An 8199-nucleotide genomic window follows, 5' to 3' on the forward strand; every position below is an offset into this window, starting at 1 on the left:
GTCGGCGGCTGGGCCGGCATCGGTCTGGCAGCCGGTCTGCTGCAGCCCGAAAACGCCGCCGCCTGGCATGGCGCCGTCGACCAGGGCAAGTTGCCGCCCAAAGACAAGACCGTCGATACCGCGGGCCTCGGTGCGGTCGGCGGCTATGCGGGTCTGGCGTCCTACACCTCGCTCGGCGGCACGTTGACGGTATTTGCTTTGCCGAGCGAATAGGCGCGACGTTACGGTGAGATGACCTTACATCGGCGCGCGGCATTGCCTGCTGCGCGCCGATTTTTTTCCCGCATTCAAAGCGCACAAGGACCGTAAAATGAAGACTCGCGCCGCCGTCGCGTTCGAGGCAAAGAAGCCGCTTGAGATCGTCGAACTCGATCTGGAAGGTCCCAAGGCCGGTGAAGTCCTCGTCGAGATCAAGGCGACGGGAATCTGCCACACCGACGCCTATACGCTCGACGGCTTCGACAGCGAGGGGATTTTCCCATCGATCCTCGGCCATGAGGGCGCCGGCATCGTCCGCGAGATCGGGCCGGGCGTCATTTCGGTGAAGCCTGGCGACCATGTGATCCCGCTTTACACCCCTGAATGCCGCCAGTGCAAAAGCTGCCTCAGCCAGAAGACCAATCTGTGCACCGCGATCCGTGCCACCCAGGGCAAGGGCCTGATGCCCGACGGCACGTCGCGCTTCAGACACAAGGGCCAGGTGGTCTTCCACTATATGGGCTGCTCGACCTTTTCGAATTTCACCGTGCTGCCGGAGATCGCGGTCGCCAAAATTCGCGAGGACGCGCCGTTCGACAAGAGCTGTTACATCGGCTGCGGCGTGACCACGGGCGTCGGCGCCGTGGTCAATACCGCCAAGGTCACGCCGGGCGCCAACGTGGTCGTGTTCGGCCTCGGCGGCATCGGCCTCAACGTGATCCAGGGCGCGAAGATGGTGGGTGCCGACAAGATCATCGGCGTCGACGTCAACGATTCCAAGGAGGAATGGGGCCGCCGCTTCGGCATGACCCACTTCGTCAATCCCAAGAAGATCGACGGCGATATCGTCCAGCATCTGGTGGCGCTGACCGATGGCGGAGCCGACTTCACCTTCGACTGCACCGGCAATACCAATGTGATGCGCCAGGCACTGGAGGCCTGTCATCGCGGCTGGGGCGTATCGGTCGTGATCGGCGTGGCGGAATCCGGCAAGGAGATTGCAACGCGGCCGTTCCAGCTCGTGACCGGGCGGGTCTGGAAAGGTACCGCGTTCGGCGGCGCGCGCGGCCGGACCGACGTGCCCAGGATTGTTGACTGGTACATGAATGGCAAGATTCAGATCGACCCGATGATCACCCATGTCCTCAAGCTTGAGGAGATCAACCGGGGATTCGACCTGATGCATGAAGGAAAATCGATCCGTTCGGTCGTGGTATACTGAAGCAAAACGTCAAACATAAGGGAGGATTGGCTAATGACTGTTCACATCCATCCGTCAGTCGACAACGGAGTCAAGCAGGGTTCCGGGCACTTCGCCGGCGGCACCCTGGTCTGCAAATGCAAGGACAAGCCGGTGAAAGTCGGCATCAAGGGTGACGTCGCCCACAATCATGCCTGCGGCTGCACCAAATGCTGGAAGCCCGCCGGGGCAAACTTTTCGGTGGTCGCCGTGGTGCCACGCGACAATGTGACCGTGCTCGAGAATGGCGACAAGCTGCACGTGATCGACGCCTCGGCGGCGATCCAGCGGCACGCCTGCAAGGTTTGCGGCACCCACATGTACGGCCGCATCGAGAACAAGGCGCATCCGTTCTACGGCCTGGACTTCATCCATCCCGAACTGTTCGTCGAGACCGGCTCGGCCGCGCCGGGATTTGCGGCGTTTGTGTCCTCGGTGATCGAATCCGGCGTCGACGCCGCCGAGATGGCCGCGATCAGGGCTCGCCTCAAGGAGTTGGGGCTCGAGCCCTATGACTGCCTGTCGCCGGATCGCCAGCCATGTGGCGAAATCCAAAAAGGCGGCCTGACCGCACTGATCCAAGGCCCGGCGGGTGCAGGTCACCCGCCGGATTCTGGTTGCTGCTTGATCTTCGCGCTGTTTGATCTTTTTCCCTGTTTGATCTTTTCCCTGTTGAATCATGGCGTCGTCGTGGCGCTGGAGCCGTAAAATCATGACGGTCGAAACGGTCTCGCTCAATCGATCCCATGGCGGCACGCAGGGCGTCTACAAGCATGTCAGCCGCGAGACGCGGACCGGCATGACCTTCTCGGTCTATGTCCCCCCTCACCCGGATGGCGCGAAGCTTCCGGTGGTCTGGTATCTCTCAGGCCTGACCTGCACCCATGCCAATGTCACCGAGAAAGGCGAATACCGCAAAGCCTGTGCTGAGCTGGGCCTGATCTTCGTGGCGCCGGACACGAGCCCACGCGGCGAAGGCGTGCCCGGCGATCCCGCGGCTTCTTACGATTTCGGGCTCGGCGCCGGTTTCTATGTCGATGCGACGCAAGCGCCGTTCGCGCAGCATTACCGGATGTGGAGCTACGTCACGCAGGAATTGCCTGAATTGATATCAGGGCATTTTGCGGTCGATCCGAACCGCCAATCGATCCTCGGTCATTCGATGGGCGGTCATGGCGCGCTTACAATCGCGCTGCGGCATCCCGACCGCTATCGCGCGGCCAGCGCCTTTTCGCCGATCGTGGCGCCATCGCAGGTGCCCTGGGGTATCAAGGCGCTCGGCGGATATCTCGGCAGCGCCCGTGAGGCCTGGCGCAAGCACGATGCGGTCGCCCTGATCGAGGATGGCGCGCGGTTTTCCGGTTTTCTGGTCGATGTTGGAGATGCCGATCTATTCCTGACCGATCAGCTTCGCCCCGAGCTGTTGCAACGCGCCTGTGCGCAGGCCGCCATCCCGCTCGAACTGCGGCGCCAGGGCGGCTACGACCACAGCTATTACTTCATCTCGACCTTCATGGAAGATCACCTGCGCTGGCACGCCGCACGCCTGAAAGCATGAATGAAGCAGCCGGCTGCGCTTCGCTTTCGCGTTCCCGTCAAATCGGCTATTTCGGCTGGGGGCCATCGCCGCCGATCTCCTCCGCCAGCCGGTTCCTGACCAGGAAGCGCACCCCGTGCTCGTAGCCTTCAGGGGTATCGCCGCGAATCTGGCCGCTGAGGTGAGCGACATAGTTGCCGCTGGCAACGTCGAAGATCCAGATGTCGATCGATGAGATCAGCGTCGACACCTTGTGAAATACACCCACGACGGCGAAAGCCGCGCCGGCCCGGCGTGCGATCGGCAGGAAACAGCTGCTGCATTGATAGCGCGGTCCCGACGCCGCGATCTCGGCCCCGAACGGCCCGAGGTCAACCGGCGTGTAGCGTCCGGTCTTTTCGAGTACTTCCGACAACACCCGGCTCGCCATCGCAAGTCGCGCAGCCAGGTCGGGTTGCGGCGCCTCGCCGCTGGTGTCGTAGATCTCAAATGGAAAAATGGCCGTAGCAGGCGCCGCGGCGGCGGCACCTATCGAAGCCGCGCATACGATAAAGACAGCCCAAATTCGCGCGATCGCTCCAGCAGACATCGGCTTTCCTCACTGGCGGAACAGGCCATTTGCGACAAGCATCCCCGATTGATAGTAACAACACGCTCGAGCGTTGATCAATCGTATCCCGGCGTCGCCAGGCCGCGGCGACCGCGATCGGACATTGAGATTTGCGCCGCAACATTTTTGGGGGGGTGGAAAATGACCAGGGCTATGGCTCTCATCGCATTGATGCTGGCGGGGATTCCAACAGGCGCGCTGGCAAAGGATACCAGGTTCTGGAACTTGACGGCAAACACCATCACCTCGCTGCAGCTGTCGCCGGCCGGCAAGAACGAATGGGGACGTAATCAAACCGAAAACGATCCGGATCGCACCGTCGATCACGACGAGCGCCTGAAAATAACCGACACCGTCCCTGGCAGCTACGATGCCAGGTTTGTCGATCAGAGCGGGCGGACCTGCGTGGTCCGGAATATACAGGTCATGGCCGGCGCGATTTTCTCGATCGAGGAAAAGAATCTTAAGGACTGCACAAAATAGAATCTAAAAACTGATGCCGAACAGCAGGCGCGCCTGGTGGCGTTCGAAATTGACAAGGTCGAGCGAACCAACCGATGTCGTTGCGTTGCCGGCAAGCTGCGCGCTCCAGGCTGCGGCGATCCATGCTCGTTCGGAGATCTTGGCGTATACCGTCGGACCGATGAAGAAGCCCTGTCCGGTAAAGGCCTGCAGCGCGAGCCCGTCATAGTGGCGCAGATAGCGCGCCTCGCCGCCGAAAAAAATATCCGCATGCACCCGCGCCATCACACCGATCGCAAGACCTGCGGTGGATTCGTCCGACCAGGTACCGGTCACGTTCGAACGCATGGTCTCAGGCTGATAGAGCAGGTTGAACGCCACAACGACGCGATCGGAAACCAGCTCCCGGTCGGCTGCGGCGACGAAATCGACACCATACTGGTTGCCAGGCTCGCCGCTGATCTCATCGGCCCGACCCCAATGGGGCTCGGCCCCGAGCGCAAAGCCAAACGGCGCGGTGGCGCGGTCGAGGAAGCGGTAGCGGAAGTCGGCGGACAGGCCGCCAAAGGCGCTGTACCGCTGATCGGTCAATCCGCTGACGCCGGCAATGTCATAGGAGTTGATCGCGGCGGTATATTCGGTTCGCAGATTTGCGATCGGTACGAATTCCGCCGACAACGTGCTTTCAAACGCGTTGTACGACCCGGTTTGCTTGGCAAACCGGCCGGTCAATGAGCCTTCGATTTCTCGCTCACCGACCTCGCCGACATCGCTGCCGAGGGTGAAACCGAACAGATGTTCCGTCTCGATTGGCTCGGTGCGGGCGTCGGTCGAGATGATGGCAAGCACCAGCAGCAGGCCGGATTTTGCCGCCCGTCTTTTTGCCACAACAATGGCTCTCGATACCGTCAGCGCGGTCATGGCCGCATCCTACCCACAGTTCGGGCGGCTTGCGCGGGATTTTGCGGTGCTTGCGTCTTAAAATCGTCAAAGCCGTCGGCGCGCGGCGTGTTCCGACTTGTAGTTGTGGCTAAATTCTCGCATGAAGGATGGGGTAGGAGAGCAACCTTCGGGCCGCGATCGGTTGCGCTTCTTGAGCCTCAAGTCCCATCACTTGGAAATCATCTGGCATGCTCCGCTTCATCGTCACGCTCTGTCTATTCATCGGCGCCGCGCCTGCGCTGGCCGGCGAGACCCTGCGCATAGGCCTGCAGAAGACCGGCACGTTCGCCTGGCAGCTCGATGTGATCCGCCGCCATGGTCTTGCCGAGAGCGCCGGCCTGGATTTGAAGATCAGCGAATTTGCCTCGCCAGAGGCCGGCAAGCTTGCCCTCAATGGCGGCTCGGTCGATCTCGCCGTTGTCGATTGGCTCTGGATCGCCCGCAGCCGCGCGCTCGGGGCGAAATTGCTGTTCTATCCCTACTCCAGCTCGGTCGGCGCCATCATGGTGAAGGGTGATTCGCCGTTACGGACGATCGGCGATCTCAAGGGCCGAACGCTCGCTATTGCCGGCGGTCCGCTCGACAAAAGCTGGCTCATTGTCCAGGCCGCCGCGCTCCGCCAGGGCATCGATCTCAAGCGCGAGGCGGTCCTCGAATACGGTGCCCCGCCGCTGATCTCGCAAAAGCTGCAGCAGGGCGAGGCCGACGCCAACCTCAATTTCTGGAATTTTTGCGCGCGGCTGCAAGCGCTGGGCTATCGAAGTCTGCTCGACGTGCGGGATGCCGAAGCTGCGCTGGGGCTGAAGCAACCGGTCGCCCTGGTCGGCTACGGGTTTTCCGAGGAATTCGCAACCGCTCACAGGAGCACGATCGATCGCTTCTTAGCCGTTGCGCGGGCGGCTGACGACATCATGCTGCGATCCGACCAGGAATGGGAGGCCTTGCGCCCACTCATGAACGCGGAGGATGAATGGACCTTCAAGGCCTACCGTGACCGGACGCGGGAAGGCATACCGCGGCGGTCGCTCGCCGCGGAAGCCGCCGACGCGCGCGCGCTGTTCGGCACGCTCGCGGGCATCGGTGGCGAGGCGCTGGTAGGTCCATTGCAGGAGCTTGATCCCGGCCTTTACTATCAGGCGGCCCCAGCCGGAGACTGACGCGTTGCAACGAGTCTATTCGCTGGCCGCCCTGGTTGCGGCCTGGACCGCAGCGGCAGCGCTGGTACATTCGCGGCTATTGCCCGGCCCGCTGAGTGTCGGCGCCACCATCCTCGCCGATCTCAGTTCCGGCGAACTGCCATTCCAGATGGGCTGCACGCTGGCACGGGTGACCGGCTCTTTCGCCATCGCGATGGTCCTTGGCATCATCGCCGGTTATGCGATGGGGCGCTCGAAAGCCGTCGACCGCTATGCCGATTCATGGCTGATCGTGCTGATCAACATGCCGGCGCTGGTAACGATCATCTTTGCCTATGTCTGGATCGGGCTGAACGAAACCGCGGCGATCCTGGCGGTGGCGATCAACAAACTGCCGAATGTGATCGTGGTGGTGCGCGAGGGTGCCCGCGCGCTCGATCCGGAACTGGACGAGATGGCCAGGGCATTTCGCTTCAGCCGGCTTTCGAGGATCCGTCACGTCGTGATCCCGCAGCTCGCGCCTTATCTGGCGGCCAGTTCGCGCTCCGGTCTTTCGATTGTGTGGAAGATCGTGCTGGTGGTCGAGTTGATCGGGCGCCCGAATGGCGTAGGCTTCGTACTGGGCTCGGCCTTCCAGCTGTTCGACATGGCCAAGATACTGAGCTATGCGATCTCCTTCATCGTCCTGATGCTTGTGGTCGAAAGCCTTCTGGTGCAACCGCTTGAACGACGCGCGACTAGCTGGCGACGCCACCCCGCTTGAACTTCGCATCGATGCGAAGACCTTTCTGTCGGCCGACGGCACGCCGGTCGAAGTCGTTCATGGCCTGAAACTTCGGCTCGAGGCGGGAACCTTCGGCGCGCTGATCGGGCCTTCGGGCTGCGGCAAGACCACGATCCTGAGGATCGCGGCCGGCCTCGACCGGGATTTCCGCGGGGAACTCCGGACCCCCGGCTCCGGGCGCCTCGGCATGGTCTTTCAGGAGCCTCGGCTGTTGCCCTGGCGCACCGTCGAGCAAAACATCCGCCTTGCTCTGCCGGTTCACGAGGCCACCGCCGATCTGACCGAGCTGATCGCGACGCTCGGCCTTGCCTCCCATCTGGCACGGTATCCCGGCGAATTATCCTTGGGCCTCGCCCGCCGTGCGGCCATTGCGCGTGCGTTCGCGGCGCGGCCGGATTTTCTGTTGCTCGATGAGCCCTTCGTGTCGCTCGACGAAGCCGTCGCCACCCGGCTGCGCGGCGAACTCGTGGCGCTGACGACACGGACCAGCGTGACAACCCTGTTTGTGACCCACGATCTGGCCGAAGCCGTCCAACTGGCGGACCGGCTGTTTTTTCTGTCCGACCGGCCGACGCGAATTCTTTTCGAGAAGTCGCTGCCGCCGCCAAGGGGAAGGCGCGGCAAGGACGTGGTCGCATCCATCAGCGACGAAATGCGGGAGCGGGTGGCGCAGGCAAAGGCGAAGCCGCCGGAGGAAATTAGACCGGCGAGCGATGTTAACCCCTGTGAGTGAGGCAAGCTGTTCGCGCTCCCTCGCCCCGCTCTTGGCGGGGAGAGGGTTGGGGCTCGCCCCGGCGAAGCCCTTGGCGAAGCCGGGTGAGGACCTTCCTCCGCAAGGTCGACTCGCGGAGAGTCTCGCTCACCCGGATCGCTAGCGCGATCCGACCTCTCCCCGCAAGGGGCCGCAAGCGGGGAGAGGTAAGAACAATGCCGGCTCTTTATCTCTCCCCGCTTGCGGGGTGCTTGCGGGGGCAGAGAGCGCAGCGCCGTTGCCGCAGGGATCGCGCCTTCCATCATCGGGCTCCCGATCCAGATTACCGATTCACTTTTCAAACAGCCAAGACAGTGATTTTGTTTTCCGTCATGGGCCGGGCATGACGAAATCCAGACGCGAATTAACGTCCCGCGGCGCGAGGCGCCCGGGCTTTTGCAAGTAACGTCCGCCCTTGAAACAGAGGGCGTGGGGAATGCCGGATGCCCAGTGGCACCCGCAGCCTCGCGTGCAGAAAACGGCCATCACGCACACGAGTATTCACAGCGAGGCACCGGAAAACACCCGGCATTCCCGCA

The 8199-nt window shown here is 62.5% G+C and carries 8 protein-coding genes and 2 pseudogenes; 8 read left to right on the plus strand and 2 right to left on the minus strand.

The window, feature by feature from the left end; all coding sequences use genetic code 11:
- From ABSG20_RS26530 to fghA, 4 genes and pseudogenes are all read left to right on the plus strand, one after another.
- A pseudogene (locus ABSG20_RS26530) lies at positions 1-213 on the plus strand (PQQ-dependent dehydrogenase, methanol/ethanol family); the annotation flags it as partial.
- Between the two features lie 97 nt (positions 214-310).
- Positions 311-1420 (plus strand): S-(hydroxymethyl)glutathione dehydrogenase/class III alcohol dehydrogenase, encoded by a 1110-nt coding sequence (locus ABSG20_RS26535; protein ID WP_423867451.1) that lies wholly within the window; start codon positions 311-313, stop codon positions 1418-1420.
- Positions 1421-1453: 33 nt separating this feature from the next.
- Positions 1454-2006 (plus strand): annotated as a pseudogene (gene gfa, locus ABSG20_RS26540) (S-(hydroxymethyl)glutathione synthase).
- 144 nt (positions 2007-2150) lie between these two features.
- A complete protein-coding gene (gene fghA, locus ABSG20_RS26545; protein WP_423867452.1) occupies positions 2151-2996 on the plus strand; it encodes an S-formylglutathione hydrolase in 846 nt (281 codons plus the stop codon).
- A gap of 46 nt (positions 2997-3042) precedes the next feature.
- Here fghA and ABSG20_RS26550 read toward each other — a convergent pair whose 3' ends face one another.
- Positions 3043-3564 (minus strand): DUF3280 domain-containing protein, encoded by a 522-nt coding sequence (locus tag ABSG20_RS26550; protein WP_423867453.1) that lies wholly within the window; start codon positions 3562-3564, stop codon positions 3043-3045.
- 162 nt (positions 3565-3726) lie between these two features.
- On the opposite strand from ABSG20_RS26550, the gene ABSG20_RS26555 reads away from it, so the two are divergent.
- A complete protein-coding gene (locus ABSG20_RS26555; RefSeq protein WP_423867454.1) occupies positions 3727-4068 on the plus strand; it encodes a hypothetical protein in 342 nt (113 codons plus the stop codon).
- A gap of 3 nt (positions 4069-4071) precedes the next feature.
- Here ABSG20_RS26555 and ABSG20_RS26560 read toward each other — a convergent pair whose 3' ends face one another.
- Positions 4072-4968, minus strand: coding sequence for a DUF6662 family protein (locus tag ABSG20_RS26560; RefSeq protein ID WP_423867455.1), 897 nt, complete (start codon positions 4966-4968; stop codon positions 4072-4074).
- A 209-nt stretch (positions 4969-5177) separates the two neighbouring features.
- On the opposite strand from ABSG20_RS26560, the gene ABSG20_RS26565 reads away from it, so the two are divergent.
- Genes ABSG20_RS26565 through ABSG20_RS26575 form a run of 3 tightly spaced genes read left to right on the plus strand, consistent with a single transcriptional unit; the run spans position 5178 to position 7642 of the window.
- On the plus strand, positions 5178-6146 hold the full coding sequence (locus ABSG20_RS26565; protein WP_423867456.1) for an ABC transporter substrate-binding protein: 969 nt from the start codon (positions 5178-5180) through the stop codon (positions 6144-6146).
- Between the two features lie 4 nt (positions 6147-6150).
- Positions 6151-6888, plus strand: a complete 738-nt coding sequence (locus tag ABSG20_RS26570) for an ABC transporter permease (protein ID WP_423867457.1) — start codon at positions 6151-6153, stop codon at positions 6886-6888.
- A complete protein-coding gene (locus tag ABSG20_RS26575) occupies positions 6848-7642 on the plus strand; it encodes an ABC transporter ATP-binding protein (RefSeq protein ID WP_423867458.1) in 795 nt (264 codons plus the stop codon). Before ABSG20_RS26570 ends, ABSG20_RS26575 begins: the two co-directional genes overlap by 41 nt.
- Positions 7643-8199 lie beyond the last annotated feature (557 nt).

The sequence above is a fragment of the Bradyrhizobium sp. genome (assembly GCF_049512235.1).
GTDB lineage: Bacteria > Pseudomonadota > Alphaproteobacteria > Rhizobiales > Xanthobacteraceae > Bradyrhizobium.